Genomic DNA, 22,836 nt, shown 5'->3' on the forward strand with positions numbered 1-22,836 from the left:
TCGTGCTGTAGTAAACAAATAAATAAAGGCGATTTTTCTTTTATCGCGCTTTAGTTTTCACATAGATGGCGAAGAAGGGTTTGTAAATTTCATTATTAAATATTAAATAAGAGCCGCCGAATAAACTGCCGAACAATATAATATTGATCATAATTGAATTCTTATAATCCCCTAAGAACTGCTTGAAAACATGGCATAGGATAAACAACACGATTGCACTCACTAACGATTTCAGCGATGCATGTACATATTCTAAGTACTTTACATTACCTAGCACTTTTTGGATTACCACTTTCCAATAAACGGTATAAAAGGTAAGAGCATACAAGGCTTGCCCAACCACAATTCCTAATAATCCAAACCGGTACCCAACGATAATAAACACGGGATTTGCTATAACACGAATAACCGTCCATTTGAACCCGACCTCCGTTTTCCCGGTTATAACTATTATTGAGCTGGCAATACTCATAATTGAAATAAGGCCACCCCACACACACAAAATTTGAAGGAGTAGGTATGATGCAGCATAGGACTGACCGTAAAACACAGTTATTAATTCGCGGGCAAGCACAGCAGTTACACCGTAGGCAGCCAGGGTTACAAATGAAGATAATTTGATTATTTGCAGGTATTTATCTTTTAGTAATTCATAATTGTCATTCAGTGTAGATAAAATAGGAATTGACACCTTCGAAATGATCGGATTGATAAGTCCATTAATTTTCAAAACCAACTGCTTAATCAGGTTATACACTCCAAGATCTGCGGCAGCCATTATTTTACCAATAATTAGTATATCAAGTTGGGATGCGATGTAATCCAGAATTTGAGATCCGGTTTGATAAATGCCTATTTTGTAAAACGAACTGCCTTGTTTCAGATTGATGTATAGCAAAAGAGGATGAGTTTTCCACCCGGTGGCGATCAGAGCTACTGATGATATAAAAGAGGCAGAAAGCGCGGAAAAAATAATGCTCCATATTCCTCCGCCTTTCACTGCAACCAATACCGCCACAATAATTGATAATAAAGAGGCAATCATGTCAATGAATGCGAGCGTTTTAAATTCTAATGCCTTCTCCTTAAAAATTCTAAATTGCCTTCCTGCGTTTACGATTAGTAAATCGAGGCTCATAACTGGGATTAGCAGCTTTAACTCACGCATCCCGTAAAAAGAAGCGATGAATGGAGCAAACAGGCAAAGGAGCAAATAAAGACCCGCCCCCAATAGCAATGCTACCCAATACAGGCTGCTGTATTCCTTTTTTGTTATATCCTGCCTGGAATATAAAGAGACAGAAACACCAAGATCAGCGAAAATATGGGTAAATCCGAGTACGAGCGTAACGATGGCAACCAAACCAAAATCTGATTTTTCCAAAAAACGAGTCAGAATCGACAGGCGCAAAATCTGAATTACAGACTGGGTACCAAACGATACGGTCGTCCAAAAGCTACCGGAAATTGCTTGCTTTCTAAGGCTCATTCAACAGAGTGATCGAATAGGATTTTAGAATAAGAAGCCCATTCTCCTATATCGACCCATGATTTTTCACTTATTGGAAAAACCCCCACTCGCCCACTTCGATTCCGTATTTTCTCAATCAGGTCTGTAAGATGAAAAAATGTATTAACGGGGATTTCATCAAGCAGATGCGGCTCTAAAATGTACATTCCGCAATTGATCATAAAATCAAGTTGCGGTTTTTCGGTGAGGGAAGTAAGTTGTCCATCCTCTGCGCTTTCAATTGTGCCATAAGGAATGTGGTAACTCTTTAAAGATGCAACAATGGTCAACTCATTTTTATTTTCTACGTGATATTTATGAATCGCAGAATAATCTTCGTCAATTAATATATCGCAATTGGAAACAAAAAAAGTGCTTTTCAATTTGTTTTTCAACAAGTATAAACTTCCTGCAGTGCCTAGTGGTTCGTTTTCTAGAAAAAAGTTTATTTGATAATCTTTTTTAGCAATGCTATCAAAATAAAATTTAATAAGTTTTGCTTTATAATTAACTGAAATCTCAAAATTACAACAGCTATATTTTTTAAACCGATCGATTATATTTTCCAAGATTGTGGATTCTCCAAAAGGGAACAATGGTTTCGGAAGAACATTAGTTAAGGGTTTTAATCGTGTACCATAGCCTCCGGCCATAATAACGACCGGAAGATTTAATGTAGGAAAAATTTGGTTTTCCTCCTCCTTAATAATGTCTTCCCAAAAAATAATATCAAGAATGTCATCCTCTTGATTAATGATTGGCATATAAACCAGCCGGTATTTGAGCATGATATGCTTAGTCTTTTCTATAGGATCGCCAATTTTTGCAATTAGAAAATCCTTTCGTATAATTTCCGAAATTTTCTTATCCAAAGAGCAATTGTCAATGATTGCTCTTTGAATATCACCTATAGTAAGTAATCCTATAAATTTATGGCTTTGCTCTTCTGTAACTATTAACAGCTTGAACCCAATTTTATCCATCTGTTGTAAAGCCCTCACAATAGTAGAATTTCGTGGAATCAATAACTGACTAATCTTAGGAGACATTATACATTTTTTGTTCTTATATCAGGAAGGAATATAGGTATTGAATGAAGTTTCTGTCTTATTTGCCAAAAAAGAGATTGATTGCAGAAAGTACAGACAATACCTGAGTTTTTTCAAATGTCGTGCCTTTATATAGCTCTCGCAAGTCTTTGTACAAGTCATCAGAGATAGAAAGTATCTCCGGCATATGGTTATGAAAATAACTATCTAAATAGGATTTTAACTCCTCGTTCTCGTTATACCAATAATCAAAAGGATTCATATGATTTCGAGTACTAAGAACAGGAACCGAAAATCCTAACTTTAATTTTAATAAGCCATATAACCTTTCGATTGGAATCTTTTGTCCTTTATACATTATATTTACTTTAGATTGATAGGATACGGGCTTTTTTGTCTTTTCCCATACATATTTACCAGCCTTCAAGTACTTCTGCAAAATCCATTTCTTATATAAATAATGATTAGCTCGTAATTTAATTGGCAAAGAAAAGCAGTATTCCATAAAGTCTATATCGTAAAAAGGCGAAAGTGTTTCAGTGTATTGTTGTATTATAGATAGGCCACTGTTTATACCATTTATACCTCTTTCATACATCAAAAATAATTCTTGATTTGTATAGTTTTCTACATAATTAAATTCTATTTTATTTAAAAACTTGCTAGAGTAGAATCCGGCTGCTTTTATTTCATTTAAATTTTCTCTTGTATCAGAAATATATGAACTTACTATTACATCACCAAGTTGTCCGGTATGTAATAGGCTTAAGCGATTGAAATTAATATATTTTAAAATACTGTTACTATGCGCTGGCCCCGAATATATTAAATTACCACCTGTAATTTTAGTAATAGCATCAATGTCATGCAAGTACAATCCGTTATCTAATGATTTAAAGATCCACTCGTGTTTTAAATCCGCAGCAATTTGTTTTGCCACTGTTTCATCCAAATAATCACTTTGAGAAAAAGTGATATTCAGTTGATTCCCATATCCCATTTCATCTGCGACCCAACAAGTCATTCTGGAGTCTAAACCACCACTTAATGATACGAGATGTTTATAATCATAAATTTTGTCTTTCTCAAATTGTCGACTGATGGCATTTCGAAATCGATCATCTAACTCATTAATTACTTCGTTTTCGTTTATCTCGTCTTTCTCCATAAAACTTTTAGGAAGCGAATAATAAACATGAAAACTTACTTTTTGATTTCTAATTAATAAATAATTCCCAGGTAACAATTTTTTGACTTGTGCAGATAAAGTGACATCATCAAGCATGAATCCATAACTTAATAACATATAGACCGCATTTAAGTCTAAATCATAGGGAATGTTATTTATTTTTAAAAAATCATATAAAAAGGCTAACTCACTTGATATACATATGAATCCTGCCATTTTAAAATAGTACAGAGGTTTGGTAGCAAGGTGATCATTAAAAATTATGAACTTATTTAATCCCTTGTCCAAAAACAAACCAGAGAAAGTGCCTCTGAAATCGTTAAAAAAACTATCTCCCTTAGTTTTATATAAATCTAAAATGCAATTCAACCAGTCCTTAGATCGGTACTGTTTTCTTAATTCTGCTTGATTAGAAATTACCCCGTCTAAAAGAATCGTAAAATCATCATTATCTATAAACAATTTATCATCAGAATATTGATTCAGTACAAATCTCTGAATTGCATATTTTTCGTCCTTTATTTCACCACTTAATAAATTGCACTCTAATTTTAAAGGAGTTAAATTTATATTTTTGTCGTCATGTAATACAAAAAAAAAGCCGGGCATTAATTTATTTTTTTACAATTTTTGTTGCTGTTTTGGTAATGTCTCCATGGTTAATTCTTACATCTAAATACATATACTCTACTGTCAATGGCTGAACTGTCTTAAGGAATAATGCCACTCTTTTATACATTCACTCCATAGTGAAGATTTAAATTTGTCGGCAGTGTTCGAACTGACCGCTTTCTCTTGTAACTGAGTAAAATTTTGAAGAACATATTTTAGTTTATCTTTCAATTGAGAAACATCACGAATGGTTTCATAATAAATTTCCCGATCCTGTAGCGATTGATATGGTAACCAGCTTCCGGCAATAACAACATTTTGGGCAAATAAATGCTCCTGAAATGAACCGGAAAAGGCATCAGAAATGGGAACTTGAATCATAATATCGGCTGCTTTCCTCAGATACGCAATTTGTTCATCTGATAAAAATCTTTCATAAAGTACATATTGTAAACCGCTGTCAATTAACGCCGCTTTAATTGCTTCTTTATATTTTGCTGTGCCGCCGTAAGTAACCGGGATAATAATTTTGGTTTGTTTTGGCAAACTATTTTTCAATTCGGTTAAACTGGCGATCACTTTAAGATGCTGATTATTTTCAGATCCGCTATATCCACAAACAATTATAAAGTCATCCGGCAACAAGCCTAACTTTTTCCTCGATTCGGTTTTTGAAACACATTGAAGGTCAAATAATTTTTGAAGCGGTTCCAGGCCAAATAAACAATTCCTGATCTTATTTCTACTGACAGCTTTCTCGTTCACTATATTATCAACGATTTGAGGTGTCGAAACAGTCACCAAATCACATTGGTCAAAGGTGTCAAAAAACAAGGAACTGCTTTTCTTCTTATAAAAATCGGAGCCCCAAACAGACCCAATAGTAAAAATACTTTTTCGGTGTATTTTCGATAAAATGAGACAGTTTAATTCCCAAAATCCTTGCATCAATATAACATCATATTTAGCAATATCGTGATTGAGATTTTTTATTACATTTTTTAGCTTTCTCATAAATATCACTCCTCTTAGCTTCGGTATACGAGCTACCAAAGGTGATAAAGGAGTGAAACTATAAACCTTGCTGTACCATTGCCATTCGCTTTCGTTTTTACCCCTTTTAATTGGCTCTGAAGAGAAAATATCTATTGTCAATTGCGGATCAAATTGGGTTATTGCCCGCGAAAAACCGATTAAAAACTGGCTATGGATATTTCCAATCATTAGAACTTTCATTTTCCAAGTCGTTTTACAGGATTTCCTTTATAAATCCCGGCAACGTCAATGTCCTTTGAAACCACAGATCCCGCACTCACTACTGTCAGATCTTGAATTTGAACTCCATTATAAATTACAGTACCGCTGCCGATGAAAACTTCATTTCCGATCGTACATCCACCATTTACTACTGCTTTTGTTGATATATGACAGTGGTTACCGATGCTACAATCATGCTCTATGAGAGCGCCCGTGTTAATAATATTGTTCATTCCAAGTTTCACCCCCGCGTTGATATTTGCGTGATGCATCACTATAGTTCCCTTATCCACTAGGGAATATTTGGAAACATATGCAAGCGGTGAAATGACGGTGGCCATTGGAACATTTAAATAAGCAAGTTTTTCGAATAAGCTTTTTCGAATCAATGCTGATTTTATTTGACCGATAGTGATCAAAAATGAATATTTACGTCGTGAAAGTTCATGAATTTGTTGATCTGTTCCAATCACTTTATACCCGAGAACTGAGTTCCCGAAGTTCTCCTCTTTATCGAGAATGCCTTCAATTTGAAATTTACCTTCCTGTTCAATTACATCAATACACGATTTGCAGTGCCCTCCGCCTCCAATCAATATTAATTTTGTTTTATTCATCTGAGAAGTTGGTAACACTGCTAGGTATGTTCACAACCCGATCGACAAGCCAACGACTGTTTTTAAGTCCGTCATTCTCACAATTCTGATACATGGGTAAAGTACTCATGAGATCCCAAATTGGACGAGTCATTACTTTTTGCCGGTTTGTTTCCAAAAGGAATTCCTCTAATGCACTTCGGTTATCCAGTATGAGAGCATTGAGCCAATAGTTCGATTTCGTATCAATCATTTCTTTTGCAATTGATACACCCATACCTTCAAAAAAAGCCTGATATGAATGCGCTAACTTCCTTTTTTTTGTCAGAAAGTCTGGTAATTGTTCTAATTGAGCACATGCCAACGCTGCATTTAAATTAGGCATACGATAATTGTAGCCTAATTCATCGTGATAAAACCTCCATGCATGTGGCAGTTTGGCTTGAGTGGTAAGATGTTTAGCTTTCTGAGCTATTTCAGGATCACTCGTAACCACCGCGCCTCCGCCGCCACAAGTGATTATTTTGTTGCCGTTAAAGCTAAAAACTCCAACTTTTCCAAAGGTGCCAGTGTGTTTACCTTCGTAATATGTTCCCAAAGATTCCGCGGCATCTTCTATTAATGAGATATTCCAATGGTCGCAAACCTCTTTTATTTCTTCTATTCTTGATGCCAGCCCGAAGGTATGCATGGGAACACAAGCTGAAATTTTTCTACCGGTATTCCGGTTGTACGTATAACCGTTTTGCTTCTTCTCTGCATTTTTTTCAAGAAATGAACTTAGAGCCGACGGCGACATGCTGAAAGTATCTATATCCACATCTATAAAGACTGGCTTTGCCGCAATATAATTAATGGCGTTCGCTGTCGCAACAAAAGTTATTGCTTGAGTCAGAACTTCATCATCCTTCTCTACATCGCAAACAAGAAGTGCAGTATGAAGTGCGCTTGTGCCGTTAGAGGTAGCTACAGCATAATCCGCTTTGAGGAAACGACTCAATTCATTTTCAAACCTATTAACAAATTCGCCTACCGATGAAACAAAGGTTGAGTCAATTGTTTCATTAAGATATTGCTTTTCATTTCCCAGGAAAATTGGCGAATGCAGAGGAATGAATTCTGTATTTGGAAATTTTGAACGGATGAATTTGACAATCTTACTAATGTCCAACATGTTACATTTTTGAATCCAAATACCTGCCGGTCTCAAGATGAGAAAAATTTGGAATTAGTGTTTTAAATAAATCTACAATTTCAGTTTTCTCCCAGCTTCCACGTTTTTTCATCTCAGATATTTTTTGTTTAAAGTCTAGTGTCTTTTCATCAATTACTGGTAATTGATTTTTTATTATTCCAATATTTTGAAAACGAGTAAAGTCTATTTCCTCGTCATCTGTGAAAAATTCTTCAAATGATTTTTCACCGGTCGTGTCGCTATTCGAAAAGTAGCAGGGCCACTTGCCTTCCTGTGGGAGTGAATCGGAAAGATCGCGCGCCTCGCTTTCGGAGTGACACAAAAATGGTTCATACCCCCGGGCCTCCAAGTACTTAACCGCAATGTCTGAAAACGATACCAAATTTAAATCGGCTGTTAGTTTTGGAAAAAAAATGTCGCGATTGTCACCAAAAATGCAGGACATAAGACATAATTCACCGGATTCCCGCGGTGTCACGAAATATCGTTTTACATCATTGGGAGCAACAATGGGTTGTCGCTTCTGTATCCTTTGATTAAAGCCATGCAACAGAGATCCATCTGAAAACGCGACGTTGGCAAATCGTGCTGTAGAAATATTGATGTCGTTGCTTTTTGCCATCAGAAACATCTCCATGATCCTTTTGGAGGCGCCCATCATATTGACCGGATTAGCTGCTTTGTCGGTAGAAACACAAAAATATTTTTTTGCATTCATATCAATAGCGTAATCTACGGTTGACTCAGTATTGAGAATGTTCACGTCAATCATACGCATCAGCGTAAAAACGTCTTTTTCACTTCGCACATGCTTCAAAGCGGAAAGATTCAACACATAATCGTAATTCTTATTTACTGTCTTAAAATAAGAAAATTCTAATGAATCTGCGTCCAGAGCAAAAGTTTGGAAGTCTCCTGAAATATATCCAAAGCTACTTCGGAGATCACGCACCAATTCTACCAGGTTGTTTTCGCTAATGTCAACAACGTGAATTTGTTTTGGACCACGCTTGAAAATTTCTTTCGTCACCGCCTGGCCGATTGTGCCTGCACCACCTATTACAAGGAAACGGGCATTGCTGATAATATCATGTAGTGCCGCTTCATAATCCGCAACGTCCTGTTTAAATAACTCGTTCTTTCGTCCAATTAATGTTAATATATCCACTTCATTATTTTTTCCAAAATTGCCACCAACGCTTGTTTTGATCATCAGTATACCCATAGCCGTATCCATAACCATAACCATATCCATAACCGTAGCTTGTAAATCCCTTGCCCTTAATTCCATTGTAAACGATTGCCGGATTTTTGAGGCTTTTTGTTTTCAGTCGTTCAGCAAGTTTTTTAAGGAAAATTTTAGGTGTATATGAATCCCTTACAACATATAATGATACATCACACATTGGTGAAATCAGGAAGGCATCGGTAACGGGATTTACAGGTGCAGTATCAATAAGAATATAATCAAACCGCGAGTACAGGTGTTCTAAAAGTACCGGCAATCTACCATTCGAGATCAGTTCTGACGGATTAGGAGGAATTGGACCAGAAGAAATGACAGATAGATTTGCATAGCCTGTTTCTTTAATAATATCCTCTGAGTTTGCTTTTCCGATCAAATAAGTAGAAAGCCCAATCTGGCGCGAGATGTTGAATTGCTCACTCACTTTAGGTTTTCGCAAATCTAATTCGATCAGTACAACCTTTTTACTCATCAAAGATAAACTCATACCCAAATTGATAGCGATAAAACTCTTTCCTTCACCGCTAATACTCGATGTTATCATTATTTTTTTGTGCGATTCATCTATTCCCATATATATGAGGGAAGTACGCAATTGCCTGAATTGCTCTGCTATAAAACTGCGTTTTCCCTCTGAAATTACGATAGCCTCTTTAGAGCGGTCGTAAACTACCTCTCCAAGAACCGGAATGTCGGTTGCTTTTGCAATATCTTTCGTATCCTGAACCGTCCTGGTAAATATGTCCTTAATATAAATGAGTACTACCCCCAGAACAAGTGCCAACACGATAGCGGCCAGGTAAACCATCTTTCGTTTAGGACTAACCGGGGCATCAGTAGACTGGGCATGGTCGATTACACGGCTGTCGGCCACCGCCGAAGCAAATGATAAGGCTGTTTCTTCCCTTTTCTGTAACAAAAAAGTGTAAATGTTATTCTTAATTGCTTGTTGTCTTGTTATTTCCAACAATTCGCGCTCCTTTTCAGGAACTGTTTTCAACATTCTGTTATATTGCTCGTTAGTTGAAAGGATATTGCCGCGACCTGCTTCCAAATTGCGACGCTGGCTTTTGATATTTTCCAGGATTTGAGGCCTTAATCTATTAATTGCATCTGTCAAACTAACAACAGAAGGATTATTTTCAGGAACTATTTTTTTTATCTGAGTATATTGCAGTTGCAAATCTGATAGCTTTTGAAGAAGCCCGGACAGTACAGGATCAGCGACTCCCACTGTTGCCGGTGTAACGGGTGAACCCGAAATAACTGTAGGAGACTCAATATTAGAAGAAACAATTCCTCCAATATCTTCCTTGCTTTTTATATAATTTTCCACCTGGTCGAGCATTGCCAACTGAACGTTCATATCACTAATCCGTTGATCGTTTGTTGCCACGGTTTGCAGGTAAATTTGTCCTTGGGTACTAATATCAGTTATTTTATTACGTGACTTGAATTGCTGTAGTACTGCTTCGACAGAATCCAGGTCGCTTTCAACGTACTTTAATCTTTCATTTACGAACTTTAGTGTATTTGCCGCAAGAAGGTTTTTGTCCATTATCGCTGCCTCGTTATATACTTTAAGGAGGTCGTTGAGAATATCTTCACCTTGTTGTGGAACGGGGCCTTTGAAAGTTAAATCAATTACCGTTGACTGTTTGCTGGATGGCGTAATGTTTATCTGGGAAAAGAGCCTGTTAGCCGCAGTTTTTACAGTAACAAGTGAAAAATAAAATTCGTATCCGGTTCCTTGTTCTCTATTTTCAACCGGCTTATAATATTTGTTTGGAATAAACCTTAGCGTTCCATATTTTGTATTCATCCACTCATTTAATGGGTAGTCTTCTCGCCCTATTTTTACTGATGAAACTTTCTCATTATATGTAAACAAAACCTTTGAGACACTTTTAATGGAGTCGGGAGTTTTTGCCTCTACTACAATAGGCGAAAACATATATCCCGACTGATTCGACACTCGTCCCTGGACGAAAACCGGCGCATACAAGTGCAAATCCGTAGCTACTTGCTGCATCAGCGTTTTTGACTGAAGAACTTCCACTTCATTCTCCACATTTTTTTTTGATCCAAACATGTCGAAAGCCTGCATCATATCGTTTGAGTTAGGCGGAGTGTTTTTATCGTCTTTGATAAGTAAGGTTGCAGTTGTTTGATATATTGGGGTGGTGTAGCGAAGGTAGAGCCACGCCCCAAATAAACATATAATCAACAATAAAATAAAGACAGGCCAGTATGCAAGAAACTTGATTAATATATCACTCAGGGATACTTCATCCTCGTCTTTAAAATCAAATTCGTTTGTATTGGGTTGCATCAAAGTATTTGTCAGTTTTTAGAAAATTAAAAGAATGTCGATCGCCGTAGAATGAAACTTTTTCTATTTAAAGACATTCGTCAATAAAATAATAATAAGTGAAAGTCCACTCAATATAATTGGCAGCCGCTGTTGAAACAAACTGGTACTTGCAATCTTATCTTTCGCAGGCTCAACATAAATCACGTCATTTGATTTCAAGTAATAATAAGGAGATTGGAATATTTTTGATGAGTTTAAATCTAAGCGGGTAATCAGTTTATCGGATCCCTCTTGCCTTATTAATATAACGTTATCGCGCAAACCATAAATACTAAGATCGCCAGCCTGCCCAATGGCTTCTAAAACACTGATCTGTTCACTTGGCACCGTAATGACACCAGGGTGATTTACTTCCCCGAGTACCGTAACCCGGAAGTTTAAAAATCTTATCGATACAACCGGATCAAACAATAATTTCTTTTTTATCAACTGGTTAGTAATCTCACTTTCCAATTGTTTTTGGGTAAGCCCAGCCGCCTGTAAATCGCCCAAAATTGGAAATTTAATAGTACCCTCATCACTCACAAGATAGCCAGCAGTCTGCGGCATATTTGGTGACGAGGCAGCATTTGGTGTCATCGGCTGATTCGGCATGTTAAAGATAATAGTTGCTTCATTGCTTAAACTACTGACCGTAATACTTAAGATATCCTTTTTCTGAATTACCGGCTCAATTCCTGCCTTTGATACGATTCTTAGGGAATCCTGCACATCACTAAAATACGCCACTTTACGTGTTGACGCGCAGGAGGCAGCAATAAGCATGATAAAAAGTAAAAACCCACTTACAAAAAAAGTGGTAACCCGGGAAGTCTTATACGTATTCATTTATTAAAATTAAGATTATCAGAAGATCATTCTCCTCAGTAAAGCAACAAAAAGAAGATTTTCCATTTTACACGGCTTCGCCACTCTCAGTCACAACAGAATTGAGATAGTTTGTTGCTCTTTAAAATATTAATACTACTCATATAAGCAATTTGTTCAGGACTAAAAAACCGGCGCGAAATTAAATCATTCTCTTTAATGAGTTGATAAAAATCAGTAACATCAAAATACTGCAACTGCTTTTTAAGGATTATTTTTAAGAATTGCCGTCGTATTTTTTGATAAAAGCCTCTCCCCCCAAACCAGGAATTATAAATCAGCTCTCCCAACGCGACAAATATCAAACAAGGCTTTTGCCGCGCGCTGGCCCGGAAAAACGCGCGAGCAATCGGATCCTGCCCGCCGACCGGCGGATTTTTCTTGAACTTTTGGTTACTTTTTCTTTCAAAAGAAAAAGACTAGTCAATAACAAATATCGATTCTTAGTTTATTTTAGAAAATTCCCCCTTTATCCGTATTAAAAAAATCGTTGTAAAACCGTATTTAATAATAACAAAAAGACAGACAAAATGATCAGGAATTAAGCTCCATGTTAACAAGCAAAACCACGAATAAATACAACACCTGTAACGCCAGTACAGGATAAAAAATGACGGTGTAATGTTGTATCAGAAATAACGAAAAAACTTGATAAGCTGAATTAAAATTAACCTCAAAATGTGTCAAGTGATTTTAGGAGGGTTCAGTATGGTTGATGTATGAGTTAATGACCGCGGTCGCACCAACCGTATCTCCGGATAGAGTATACCAAAGGCATAGTAAAGGCATGGATAGAGTATGAGAAGAGTATGAGGAGTGTATGGGCAATGTATCAAGAGTGTATGACGAGTGTATGAGGAAAGTATGGGGAGAGTATGGGAAAGGTATAGGAAAGGCATAGGAAGGTTATGACAACAACTTCATAGGACTGGTACATTTTAACACGCCACCACGCAAAACCACTAATTTTAAAAAATTAAACCCAGACTCACCACGACGGGGGAATCCGCTTGCTGGCAAGCGAAACAGGAATTACAATCACTTAACAGTAATTTAACAACTTCTATTTCTAAGAAAAAAGTTCGGGCCGATCGAAAAAAAGTGCACCGGGCGTCTTTAGACTCAATCCGGATAAGTTACCCCTCGGTCAGTGTAAAAAAATACATGGAACGTAAGCATTACAAATAACAGTCAAGCATCGTATGAACAATGTCGACATAAAAGTGGCGCCTTTTCCGCCAATTTCTCAAAGGAAGCAATCGTTATCGACAATTGGGCAAAAGATTACACGACAGCCACGATACAGCCAAAACAAAAACAAGATCAATTTTAAAAAGAAATTTATTCCCCCGCCATCTTCAATAAAACAGCCTCATTTAATGTGTCGAGGGAATAATTTTAAAAGCTTTTTCTTTTCAATTGAGCAGCCATAAAAACTGGAATGCAATGCCAGCATACATTTCATGGCCACACTGCACTGCATGCAAGTTTTGTCATCTAAAAAAATATCATACCGAATTAAATGGCTTATTTTTTGCTAAACACATTTCAAAAATTGTTAAAACAGAAAAAAATTTGTGTTACAACTTGTTTATGAATAGCTTTACACTTTTAAAATTTGTTTTTTATACTTTGATTAAACCCTAATTACTAAATTATGTTACACATTAAGAAAATTGTACTCCTACTTTTATTCTCCGGATTTGTATCCGCAGTTTCGGCCCAATCCGGCACCAACGCGAGTGATAACATGGGCATGGATAATACTATTCAGCCTTTTTCAGGCACAAGCCCTTTCCGGAAATTCTCTATTGGAGTAAACGCCGGGGTGATGACTCCTTCCGTATTATTCGGCGGTTCAAATGATTTTGCCAAGAATAAGGCTACGCTTGGATATGGCGCAAACCTTCGTTACCAACTTAACCATTACCTGGCCATCCATGCTGATTATCTGGGAGGCAAAGTACAAGGAACTCAGGATGACAAGAGTTTTGCACAAGACAGGCCGGTTTATTCATTTGAAACAAAATTAAAGTCCGCGCTTAGCATCGGTGGCGAAATTGACTTCGATAATATCAACTGGCTAAAGCAAAAGACGCATGTGGTACCATACGTAACCGTGGGTGTTGGAGTTCTTAGTTATTCAGTAGATACTACCTCAAAAGGCGGTACCACCGCAGCTTATACTAATTTTTCTAAAAAGCATCCACTATTTGTGCCTGTAGGACTGGGCTTGAAATTCAATCTTTCTGATTTAATCAATCTTGATCTCGGATATAGGATGAACTTTGTAGATGGTGATGAGTTTGATGGCTCACCGTATTGGCTTCCCGGCTCTGGTTCAAGTAAAACTCACTTTGATAAATTCAGCTATGGCTTCCTGGGAATTGAATTTGCTTTAGGCAAAAAAACACAACCACAATTATTATTTGATAACCCTGTTGCCCGGTTGAGTAATAATCTGCAAACCCAGATAGATACTGTTAAACAACAAGTTCAAAAATTATCAAATGATGCTGACGGGGATGGTGTAGCAGACATGTTTGATAAAGAACCTAACACTCCTGCTGGTTGCCCTGTTGATTCTCATGGTGTTAGCCGCGATACTGATGGTGACGGTGTTCCTGATTGTAAAGATAAAGAATTGATTACCCCAACACAATGTCAGCCGGTAGATGCAGACGGTGTAGGTAAATGTCCTGAACCAGATTGTTGTAAAGCTATCCGCGATACATTGGCAGCTATGAACGCTTGTAACTTAAATTTACCGAGCATTAACTTCCGTGGCAACAGAAGCACACTTACCACCGATGCAAAAGCTATGTTAGCAAATGTTGCTTCACAAATGAAGAATAGCGCTAATTGTTCAATAGTTGTAACAGGTTATCCTGCAGCTACCAAAGCTTCCCAGTCTATGGCTAACAGAAGAGTAGCAGCTATCAAAGCTTATCTTACTGAAACAGAAGGTATCAGCGCCGATCGTATTGATACAAATGTGATGGTAGGCGGCGGAGATGTGAATACTATTGATATTCAAACCAAGTAGATTTTAAATCCTTTATAAAAAGAGGTTGCCAAAAAAGGCAACCTCTTTTTATTTTTTGCTTATCCCGTAAGGCTTTTGCAGAAGCCTATTTTAAATGTTACCAGCATATGCCTGTTCGTGCAATTTTCGCTTTGATTTACAGTTCAATGTGGATCATTTTCCACATTTAAAAATTCATTACTATTCACTATTACGGAAGCATTTTCTGCACTTTATCAAAAACAGATTTTATATTGGCGAAAAAGCATAAGAATAAAAGTCGCAGATCAGGGTGGCAAAATTGTTTTAAATAGTTTTTAGCAGCCGCCCTTACTTTGGCCAATAAACCTTATTTTTATCAACAGGAAAAGTAGAAGATTAATTCAGTTGTTCCTATTTAGATTTTAGAAATAATTAATATGGCGAAACTGAATAATTGCTTTTGGGAAGTGCTGATTTTATTGTATTTTTCAAAACTTCTTATTTATCACATACCTGACTATATTTACGTATGCTTGAAAACAAAGAAATATCTGCTCTTTTTCACCTGATCGACGATCCTGACGACGAAGTTTTCAGCACTGTTACTGAGCGCATTATTTCACATGGGCGTGCTATCATCCCAAATCTTGAAAATCTATGGGAAAACAGCCCCGATGAAAATGTGCAAGGCCGTATAGAGCTTATCATCCATAAATTACATTTCAGGGATTTGGTGCAGGAGTTTATAGAATGGAAAAATGGCAGTTGTGAATTATTACATGGCTCATTATTGGCTGCTAAATATTGCTATCCTGAAATGGTGGCCACCTCTGCCTTGCAGGAAATTGAAAAAATACGTAGAAATATCTGGCTTGAGCTTAACAGCTACCTTACCCCATTGGAGCAGGTAAATGTGATTTCCGGGATATTGTATAGTTATTATAAATTGAAGGGAAATGAAGTGAGCTACGATATCAAAGACGATTTTTTAATTACCAAACTGATAGAAAATAAAAAAGGTAATTCAATCACAAACGGGATTTTATACCTCATTCTTTGTGAACTACTGGATATCCCGGCAAAAGCAATTAACATTCCCAGGCAATTTATTCTTGGCTATTTTGATATAGACTATAAATTTCCCGATCCTGCCCAACAACACTCAGAGAAGATAAATTTTTTTATTGATCCCCTGAACGGACAGGTCTATTCACACAAAGACGTTGAAAATTATTTTAAGAGAATTTCGGTGCCTCCTGTGCCGTCTTACTTTAAGCCTCTTTCCGGTAAAAGAATTATACAACATCTTCTGGAAGAATTCAGCAAATGCTTTAACGACTCTACACAGCTTCATAAAAAAAATGAGCTTCTCTTTCTCGCTAAACTGCTGGACGATTAATTTCAAAACAAAAATTCACGCTATTTGTTTGCCTGCTCTCCTGGAAGAACATTTGCAATTACTATTTGATGATTAAATTGCAGGCCTTTTAATTTATTCCACAGTAATAAAAATTGAGCAGTCGTTTTTAAATTATTACCTGAGCTTAATATTTACGCCTAAACGGAATTTAAATATCACAGTATGCACAGTAAGCATCAACATACAGAAGAACATTTGAGGAGTTCTGATTTTTTGAGAGACGTTGTGATTGGAATGAGCGATGGCCTAACGGTTCCTTTTGCCTTAGCTGCCGGGCTTACCGGAGCCATTACTAACAGTTCTATTATTGTTATAGCCGGTATAGCTGAAATAGTTGCGGGCAGCATAGCCATGGGACTGGGGGGCTACCTGGCCGGAAAAACTGAAACAGACCATTATAACAGCGAGCTCAAAAGAGAATATGAGGAAGTAGAGCGCATTCCTGAAATGGAAAAAAAGGAAGTAAAAGATTTTTTTCAAAATCTTGGTTTGAGTGAAGAAATCCAGGAAAAAGCTACTGAAGAAATTGCGAAAGACAAGAAGCAATGGGTTGATTTTATGATGAAATTCGAATTAGGGCTTGACAAACCCGATCCAAAAAGAGCTACCAAAAGCGCTTTAAACATCGGCCTTTCCTATGCCGTGGGTGGCATTATTCCGCTGAGTCCTTATTTTTTTATTTTAAACTCGCGCGAGGCTTTAAAAATATCTGCGGTAGCCACGCTTGTATGCCTGTTTTTTTTCGGGTATTTCAAAAGTAAAATTACGGGCATTCCGGTACTGGCTGGTGCCCTAAAAGTGATGTTAATAGGCGCGGCTGCGGCCGCGGCTGCGTTTGGCGTAGCATTACTTTTTAAATAAAATAGTCAATCGTAAATTTTCTTCGCTTTTTTACGAGGGCGCGGGCACTTCTACTCAATTTTTTATAGTGATAAAATATTTGAAAGCCATGCTCGTTTTTAGTTCTGTAATCCGTTGCTAACCTATATTTTAAAACCGAATGCTCAATTCAAATCTGTTGAATCCATTTCCAACTTACATGATGCGATCGACAATTAAAAGATAACCCAAAGATGCGTTATAAACCACTGGTTTGTAACGATTGAAAGGAAAATTCTTAATGGATAATCAGTTTTTGAATTTTGGAGTCCCTTCATATCTATGAAGGGACATTTTTTTTATAATTATTTTGTGTTGATATTATGGCGTGCGTCTTTCCGGATATTTGAGATGGTCCAGGTGATTGTTTTTTCGTAATCATGTTTACGGACCAAGCAATTTTTTTTCGAACATATCTGGCAGGACGATTCATAGCAATCATCTGAGTGCACAAATAATTCAACCGTCTCCCCGAATTCGCTTTTAATTAACGCACTCAAAGATTCTATTTCAGCGTGCGCTTCTCTTACCGTCAGGTACCAGGGCACGGTAAGGTGGCAATCGCAATGCAGGGTGCTTCCATATTTTATAATTCTGGTATTGTGTAAATCAATCCAGTTTTCTTTACGGTGCTTATTCAGCATGTCAACCATGTCCTTTAATAATTGTTCATCCGCTTCATCCATTATACCGGCAATGGATACACGTACAATCTTATAGCCATTGTAAATAATAATTAGGGCAACAATAAAGGCAATGATTGTATCTATAAAAATATACCCGGTTAAATAAATCAAAAACAGGCCAGCCAATATGGAGATTGTTGACCAGGTATCTGTTACCAGATGCTTTCCACCGGCGATCAATTGAAGCGATTTATTTTTTTTACCAGTCGCAATACAGATTCTGCCAATAATATAATTAACGACTGCAGTCGCTGCTACCAGGATAATTCCGGTATTTAATTTTTGAAGCTCATTTGGATAAAAATAACTTTCAACGGTTTTATAGATAATGTAAAAACCTGCGATAATGACCATGCTCCCCTCCACGCCCGCCGATAAAAATTCTACTTTCCCATGGCCGTAAGGATGATCTGCATCTTTTGGTTTGGCAGATACGCTAAGGCTATAAAGGCCCAGGAAACCTGCCACCACATTCACAATGCTTTCCAGCGCATCTGTAAGTATAGCCAATGAGCCCGTAAGAAACCAGGCTACTAACTTTACAATAAAAATTATGATTGCTGCGAACACGAGAATTCTCTGCAGGCGAAGATTTTCCTTTGCTGATTTCAAAAGTTAGAATTTAGAAAATTGCAAATTACCAATTAAGATTGAATGAACCGAAGCAAATCGCTTAGGTTTATAATACAGTTTTACCTTTCACCATAATTTTAACCGGAAAAATCTTCTTAATATTACATTTGTATTCATGCGCAAAACCATTAATATACTCGCCAGTTCTCTTCGGCTTACCATGCAGGAATTGTTGGTAAATAAATTGCGCACCTCACTTTCGCTCATCGGAATTTCGTTTGGAATCTTTTGCATTATCGGGGTACTGGCAACGGTGAATAGTCTTAAAACTAATGTTCAGAACCAGATTAACAGCCTTGGTTCAAATACAATTTATATTGATAAATGGGAATATTTTCACAACGGATCTGATTACCCATGGTGGAAATTTGTGAACAGGCCCGTACCGCTTTTTGACGAGGTAAAGTTGATAAAAGAACGAAGTGCGCTGGCCAAAAATGTGGCTTTTATGATCAACAGGTCGGTAAATATCGAATATAATAGTATAGCGCTTGAAGGTGTACAAATGAATGGAATTTCTGAAGAAGAAAATGATATTCAGCCGGTGACCATCCAATATGGGCGTTTTATTTCTGACGCTGAATTTGCAAACGGAAATGCAGTATTGGTGATGGGAAATATGAATGCGGAAAATCTGTTCGGCAACCCCGCCGCTGCCGTTGGTAAAGAAGTGAGTGTAAAAAATCACAAAGCTGTTATCATCGGCGTTATTGAAAAAACCGGTAGATCTATGACGGGCTTAGACTACGATCAGAGCATTTTTGTACCCTTCAGGTTTGCAAGAAAGCTTATAAATGAAAGAGAAAGTTCGCCAAGGATAATTGTAACGGGCAAAGACAATGTGAGCTCACAGGCGCTGGCCGATGACCTCGAAGGTGTAATGCGATCTATAAGAAAGCTAAGCCCTAAACAAGATGATAATTTTGCCATTAACCAGATTTCCGGAGCCAGCGAACGGGTGAGCTCAGTATTTGCCAACATCAACATCGGAGGCTGGGCTATTGGTGTGTTGAGCCTGGTGGTAGGCGCATTCGGAATTGCCAATATTATGTTTGTAACGGTAAAAGAAAGAACGCCCATCATCGGCTTAAAGAAAGCCATCGGGGCTAAAAAAAGAAGTATTCTTTCAGAATTTCTTTTGGAATCAGCCATCATTTGTATTCTCGGAGGTTTGATAGGTTTAATCCTGGTGTATTTACTTACACTCATTCTCACCAGCGTATTCAACTTTCCGGTTTTCATTTCAGGAGGCATTCTTTTCCTGGCTATTTCACTTTGTATCATCATAGGCATTCTTGCAGGCATCATTCCGGCCTTAAGTGCATCACGCCTTGATCCTGTTGTAGCCATTCGTTCGAAATAAAAAAATAAAAGTCTATTATTTATTGGTTTACTGCGTTAGCAAGTGCAAAACATCCTGTAATCCTGCTAAAGAAAACGGAAGAACATTATTTTATAAATTTTCCTCTAAATTTGCCGCAACAAAATTTTACGGTCAACCTAATGAAGGTTTTAATAAAAAATGCGACCATACTTTCTCCCTCCTCTCCTTTTCACGGACAAACCAAGAATATTTTAATTGAAAACGGCATCATCTCCGCTATCAGTAATGAAGAGGCAGAAGCTGATGAAATCATTGACATTCCACATTTGCATATTTCCTCAGGGTGGATGGATTGTTTTGCTAACTTCTGCGATCCCGGGCAGGAATTTAAAGAAACGCTTGAAAGCGGTGCCAATGCTGCGGCAGCGGGTGGGTTCACTGAAGTAATGTTGATTCCGAATACCCAACCGGTTGTTTATAATAAAAGCCAGGTAGAATACCTGGTTCAGAAAAGTAAATCTTTACCGGTCGCGGTTCATCCTATTGGTGCAATAACTAAAAATGCGGAAGGAAGGGAATTGAGCGAAATGATTGACATGTTTAACACCGGCGCCATTTCTTTTTCCGATGGAACAAAACCTGTACAATCGTCCGGAATTCTACAAAAAGCGCTTGAATATATTTTAGCAATTGACGCCACTATCATTCAATTGCCCGATGATAAAACCATCGGCACCCATGGACTGATGAACGAAGGAGAAACTTCTGTGAAGCTGGGCTTGCAGGGAAAACCTGCTTTATCAGAAGAATTGATGATTGCACGCGACATTGAGTTGGCAAGATATACAGGTTCAAAAATTCATTTCACCGGAATTTCTACAAAAAAGTCTTTGCAGCTTATTGCAGCCGCCAAGAAAGAAGGACTGAATGTAACGTGTTCTGTTACGCCCTATCATTTATTTTTTTGTGATGAAGACATTAATGACTATGATACCAACTTAAAAGTAAATCCGCCACTTCGCGGCAAAAGGGATCGGGATGCCTTAAGGGAAGGAGTTAAAAAAGGAACAATTGATTTTATCGCCTCTCATCATCAGCCGCAGGATTGGGACCATAAAGTTTGCGAATTCCAAAATGCAGAATTCGGAATGGAAACTTTGGAATGTGTTTTTGGCGTTGCGGAAATTTGTGGTATCCCCACCGAAACCTTTATTAAAATGCAAACTGAAAATATCCGTAAAATTTTTAATCAGCCATTACCCTTGTTTAAAGAAGAAGAAAAAGCCAATATAAGTTTGTTTGTACCTGGTGATGAATTTCTTTTTACAGAATCTCAGATTTTTTCCAGGAGCAAAAACAACAGTTTTGTTGGCAAAATGCTCAAAGGAAAAGTGATTGGGATATTCAATAAAGACAGGCTATTTTTGAATAAATAAAAATTTTATATGGAACAAAAAATTACCACCCCCAGTACCAAAGGCCTTGTCATTTCATTAATCCTGATTGTGCTCGCGTTGGTTATTTATTTTCTTGATCTAAATACCACCCGGGGCGTTGAATATATCAGTTTTGGTGTTTTGGTAATTGGCATTATATGGTCTGTAAATAATTATGGACAACAAATTGACCACAATGCTACTTTTGGAAATTACTTTGCCCATGGTTTTAAAATTGCCGCTTTAGTTACAGCGATAATGATTATTTACGTGGTCATTTTTATATATCTTTTTCCGGACGTAAAAGAAAAAGGAATGGAGGCAGCCCGCAAAAGCATTGAGGCGAAAGGAAATTTAAGCCAGGAACAAATTAACCAGTCTATGGAATTTACCAAAAAATTCTTTATGGTATTTATTATCGCCGGAACATTAATTGGATACCTTGTTTTCGGTGCCATTGGCGCACTTATAGGCGCAGGAATCACTAAAAAAAATCCGCGGCCAATAGAAATTGACCGTTAAAACCTCAAGCCTTGCCATGGATATTTCTGTTATTATTCCACTTTTCAACGAAGAAGAATCTTTGCCTGAACTGGAAGCATGGGTAAGGCGTGTGATGGAGCAAAATAATTACTCCTATGAAGTAATTATGATTGATGACGGAAGCACCGATAATTCTTGGGAAATTATTCAGCAAATGCATTCTTTAAATCCATTGGTTAAGGGGATTAAATTTCAACGTAATTATGGTAAGAGCGCTGCATTAAACGAAGGTTTTAAAGCAGCAAAGGGCGAAGTAATTATTACGATGGATGCAGACTTGCAGGATAGCCCCGATGAAATACCGGAACTTCGCCGCATGGTGCTTGAAGATAATTTTGACATTGTAAGTGGCTGGAAAAAAAAGCGCTACGACAGCACCTTATCTAAAAATATTCCTTCCAAATTTTTTAATGCAGCAACCCGGCGCGCAAGCGGTATCTATCTTCATGATTTTAATTGTGGCTTAAAAGCCTATAAACGAAAAGTGGTAAAGAGTATTGAGGTGTATGGCGAAATGCATCGCTATATTCCCTTAATCGCCAAATGGTCTGGCTTTAAAAACTTTGGCGAAAAAGTGGTGGAACACAGGCCCAGGAAATATGGCGTAACAAAATTTGGCTGGAATCGTTTCATCAACGGATTTTTAGATCTGGCTTCCATTATGTTTGTCGGAAAATTTGGCAAAAACCCAATGCACTTTTTTGGACTGTGGGGTACGCTTTGTTTTCTGTTTGGTTTCCTCGTTTCTTTCTATTTAGCCATTACTAAATTCTTTTTTGATAAAACAGGAATGACCCAAAGGCCTTTATTTTTTGTTGCCCTGGTAGCTATGATCATCGGTGTGCAGCTTTTCCTGTCCGGATTTTTAGGCGAAATAATTTCCCGTAATGGATCTGAAAGAAATCATTATTTAATCGAAGACAAAATTGGTTAATTAGCAAGTGTCAAGTTGGCTAATTAGCGAAGTATAAATTCCAGCTTTTTATTCGTTTACTGTAAATCATTCCCTTGCC

At 37.4% G+C, this 22,836-nt stretch carries 17 protein-coding genes; 7 read left to right on the forward strand and 10 right to left on the reverse strand.

The window, feature by feature from the left end; translation table 11 throughout:
- Positions 1 to 40 precede the first annotated feature (40 nt).
- From EFY79_RS13250 to EFY79_RS13290, 9 genes are all read right to left on the reverse strand, one after another.
- Positions 41 to 1,489 carry an MOP flippase family protein gene (locus EFY79_RS13250; RefSeq protein WP_123121205.1) on the reverse strand — a complete coding sequence of 483 codons (1,449 nt, stop codon included), beginning with the start codon at positions 1,487 to 1,489 and terminating at the stop codon, positions 41 to 43.
- Positions 1,486 to 2,559, reverse strand: coding sequence for a nucleotidyltransferase family protein (locus tag EFY79_RS13255; protein WP_123121206.1), 1,074 nt, complete (start codon positions 2,557 to 2,559; stop codon positions 1,486 to 1,488). Before EFY79_RS13255 ends, EFY79_RS13250 begins: the two co-directional genes overlap by 4 nt.
- 58 nt (positions 2,560 to 2,617) lie before the next feature.
- Positions 2,618 to 4,357, reverse strand: a complete 1,740-nt coding sequence (locus EFY79_RS13260) for an asparagine synthetase B family protein (RefSeq protein WP_123121207.1) — start codon at positions 4,355 to 4,357, stop codon at positions 2,618 to 2,620.
- An 84-nt stretch (positions 4,358 to 4,441) separates the two neighbouring features.
- Positions 4,442 to 5,596 carry a glycosyltransferase family protein gene (locus tag EFY79_RS13265; protein WP_123121208.1) on the reverse strand — a complete coding sequence of 385 codons (1,155 nt, stop codon included), beginning with the start codon at positions 5,594 to 5,596 and terminating at the stop codon, positions 4,442 to 4,444.
- A complete protein-coding gene (locus EFY79_RS13270; protein WP_123121209.1) occupies positions 5,593 to 6,234 on the reverse strand; it encodes an acetyltransferase in 642 nt (213 codons plus the stop codon). The genes EFY79_RS13265 and EFY79_RS13270 overlap by 4 nt, the downstream gene beginning before the upstream one ends.
- Positions 6,227 to 7,387 carry a LegC family aminotransferase gene (locus tag EFY79_RS13275; RefSeq protein ID WP_199727533.1) on the reverse strand — a complete coding sequence of 387 codons (1,161 nt, stop codon included), beginning with the start codon at positions 7,385 to 7,387 and terminating at the stop codon, positions 6,227 to 6,229. Before EFY79_RS13275 ends, EFY79_RS13270 begins: the two co-directional genes overlap by 8 nt.
- Position 7,388: 1 nt before the next feature.
- Positions 7,389 to 8,699, reverse strand: coding sequence for a UDP-N-acetylglucosamine 4,6-dehydratase (locus tag EFY79_RS13280; RefSeq protein ID WP_199727534.1), 1,311 nt, complete (start codon positions 8,697 to 8,699; stop codon positions 7,389 to 7,391).
- Complete coding sequence (locus EFY79_RS13285; RefSeq protein WP_123121210.1) at positions 8,581 to 10,986, reverse strand: GumC family protein; 2,406 nt, start codon at positions 10,984 to 10,986, stop codon at positions 8,581 to 8,583. Before EFY79_RS13285 ends, EFY79_RS13280 begins: the two co-directional genes overlap by 119 nt.
- A gap of 63 nt (positions 10,987 to 11,049) precedes the next feature.
- Positions 11,050 to 11,856 (reverse strand): polysaccharide biosynthesis/export family protein, encoded by an 807-nt coding sequence (locus tag EFY79_RS13290; RefSeq protein ID WP_123121211.1) that lies wholly within the window; start codon positions 11,854 to 11,856, stop codon positions 11,050 to 11,052.
- Positions 11,857 to 13,552: 1,696 nt separating this feature from the next.
- Here EFY79_RS13290 and EFY79_RS13305 point away from each other — a divergent pair.
- From EFY79_RS13305 to EFY79_RS13315, 3 genes are all read left to right on the forward strand, one after another.
- Positions 13,553 to 14,941, forward strand: a complete 1,389-nt coding sequence (locus EFY79_RS13305; RefSeq protein WP_123121214.1) for a DUF6089 family protein — start codon at positions 13,553 to 13,555, stop codon at positions 14,939 to 14,941.
- 490 nt (positions 14,942 to 15,431) lie between these two features.
- Positions 15,432 to 16,301, forward strand: coding sequence for a transglutaminase-like domain-containing protein (locus EFY79_RS13310; protein WP_123121215.1), 870 nt, complete (start codon positions 15,432 to 15,434; stop codon positions 16,299 to 16,301).
- A gap of 183 nt (positions 16,302 to 16,484) precedes the next feature.
- A complete protein-coding gene (locus tag EFY79_RS13315; protein WP_123121216.1) occupies positions 16,485 to 17,183 on the forward strand; it encodes a VIT1/CCC1 transporter family protein in 699 nt (232 codons plus the stop codon).
- A 323-nt stretch (positions 17,184 to 17,506) separates the two neighbouring features.
- Here EFY79_RS13315 and EFY79_RS13320 read toward each other — a convergent pair whose 3' ends face one another.
- Positions 17,507 to 18,499, reverse strand: coding sequence for a cation diffusion facilitator family transporter (locus EFY79_RS13320; protein WP_123121217.1), 993 nt, complete (start codon positions 18,497 to 18,499; stop codon positions 17,507 to 17,509).
- 136 nt (positions 18,500 to 18,635) lie between these two features.
- Between EFY79_RS13320 and EFY79_RS13325 the strand changes: the two genes are divergently transcribed.
- The 4 genes from EFY79_RS13325 (at position 18,636) to EFY79_RS13340 (ending at position 22,757) form a co-directional block, all read left to right on the forward strand.
- Complete coding sequence (locus tag EFY79_RS13325; protein WP_123121218.1) at positions 18,636 to 19,883, forward strand: ABC transporter permease; 1,248 nt, start codon at positions 18,636 to 18,638, stop codon at positions 19,881 to 19,883.
- A gap of 140 nt (positions 19,884 to 20,023) precedes the next feature.
- The gene (locus EFY79_RS13330) at positions 20,024 to 21,280 is read left to right on the forward strand and encodes a dihydroorotase (protein WP_123121219.1); all 1,257 of its coding nucleotides are present in this window, start codon (positions 20,024 to 20,026) and stop codon (positions 21,278 to 21,280) included.
- Between the two features lie 9 nt (positions 21,281 to 21,289).
- Positions 21,290 to 21,802 carry a DUF4199 domain-containing protein gene (locus EFY79_RS13335; protein ID WP_123121220.1) on the forward strand — a complete coding sequence of 171 codons (513 nt, stop codon included), beginning with the start codon at positions 21,290 to 21,292 and terminating at the stop codon, positions 21,800 to 21,802.
- A gap of 16 nt (positions 21,803 to 21,818) precedes the next feature.
- The gene (locus EFY79_RS13340; RefSeq protein ID WP_123121221.1) at positions 21,819 to 22,757 is read left to right on the forward strand and encodes a glycosyltransferase family 2 protein; all 939 of its coding nucleotides are present in this window, start codon (positions 21,819 to 21,821) and stop codon (positions 22,755 to 22,757) included.
- The last annotated feature ends 79 nt before the right edge of the window (positions 22,758 to 22,836 follow it).

This window comes from Hanamia caeni (assembly GCF_003721595.1).
Taxonomy (GTDB): domain Bacteria; phylum Bacteroidota; class Bacteroidia; order Chitinophagales; family Chitinophagaceae; genus Ginsengibacter; species Ginsengibacter caeni.

Bases quoted from the DNA above. Each gene is read 5' to 3' on its own strand.
- EFY79_RS13250 (WP_123121205.1), bottom strand. From the start codon at position 1,489: ATGAGCCTTAGAAAGCAAGCAATTTCCGGTAGCTTTTGGACGACCGTA.
- EFY79_RS13255 (WP_123121206.1), bottom strand. From the start codon at position 2,559: ATGTCTCCTAAGATTAGTCAGTTATTGATTCCACGAAATTCTACTATT.
- EFY79_RS13260 (WP_123121207.1), bottom strand. From the start codon at position 4,357: ATGCCCGGCTTTTTTTTTGTATTACATGACGACAAAAATATAAATTTA.
- EFY79_RS13265 (WP_123121208.1), bottom strand. From the start codon at position 5,596: ATGAAAGTTCTAATGATTGGAAATATCCATAGCCAGTTTTTAATCGGT.
- EFY79_RS13270 (WP_123121209.1), bottom strand. From the start codon at position 6,234: ATGAATAAAACAAAATTAATATTGATTGGAGGCGGAGGGCACTGCAAA.
- EFY79_RS13275 (WP_199727533.1), bottom strand. From the start codon at position 7,387: ATGTTGGACATTAGTAAGATTGTCAAATTCATCCGTTCAAAATTTCCA.
- EFY79_RS13280 (WP_199727534.1), bottom strand. From the start codon at position 8,699: ATGGAATTAAGGGCAAGGGATTTACAAGCTACGGTTATGGATATGGTT.
- EFY79_RS13285 (WP_123121210.1), bottom strand. From the start codon at position 10,986: ATGCAACCCAATACAAACGAATTTGATTTTAAAGACGAGGATGAAGTA.
- EFY79_RS13290 (WP_123121211.1), bottom strand. From the start codon at position 11,856: ATGAATACGTATAAGACTTCCCGGGTTACCACTTTTTTTGTAAGTGGG.
- EFY79_RS13305 (WP_123121214.1), top strand. From the start codon at position 13,553: ATGTTACACATTAAGAAAATTGTACTCCTACTTTTATTCTCCGGATTT.
- EFY79_RS13310 (WP_123121215.1), top strand. From the start codon at position 15,432: ATGCTTGAAAACAAAGAAATATCTGCTCTTTTTCACCTGATCGACGAT.
- EFY79_RS13315 (WP_123121216.1), top strand. From the start codon at position 16,485: ATGCACAGTAAGCATCAACATACAGAAGAACATTTGAGGAGTTCTGAT.
- EFY79_RS13325 (WP_123121218.1), top strand. From the start codon at position 18,636: ATGCGCAAAACCATTAATATACTCGCCAGTTCTCTTCGGCTTACCATG.
- EFY79_RS13330 (WP_123121219.1), top strand. From the start codon at position 20,024: ATGAAGGTTTTAATAAAAAATGCGACCATACTTTCTCCCTCCTCTCCT.
- EFY79_RS13335 (WP_123121220.1), top strand. From the start codon at position 21,290: ATGGAACAAAAAATTACCACCCCCAGTACCAAAGGCCTTGTCATTTCA.
- EFY79_RS13340 (WP_123121221.1), top strand. From the start codon at position 21,819: ATGGATATTTCTGTTATTATTCCACTTTTCAACGAAGAAGAATCTTTG.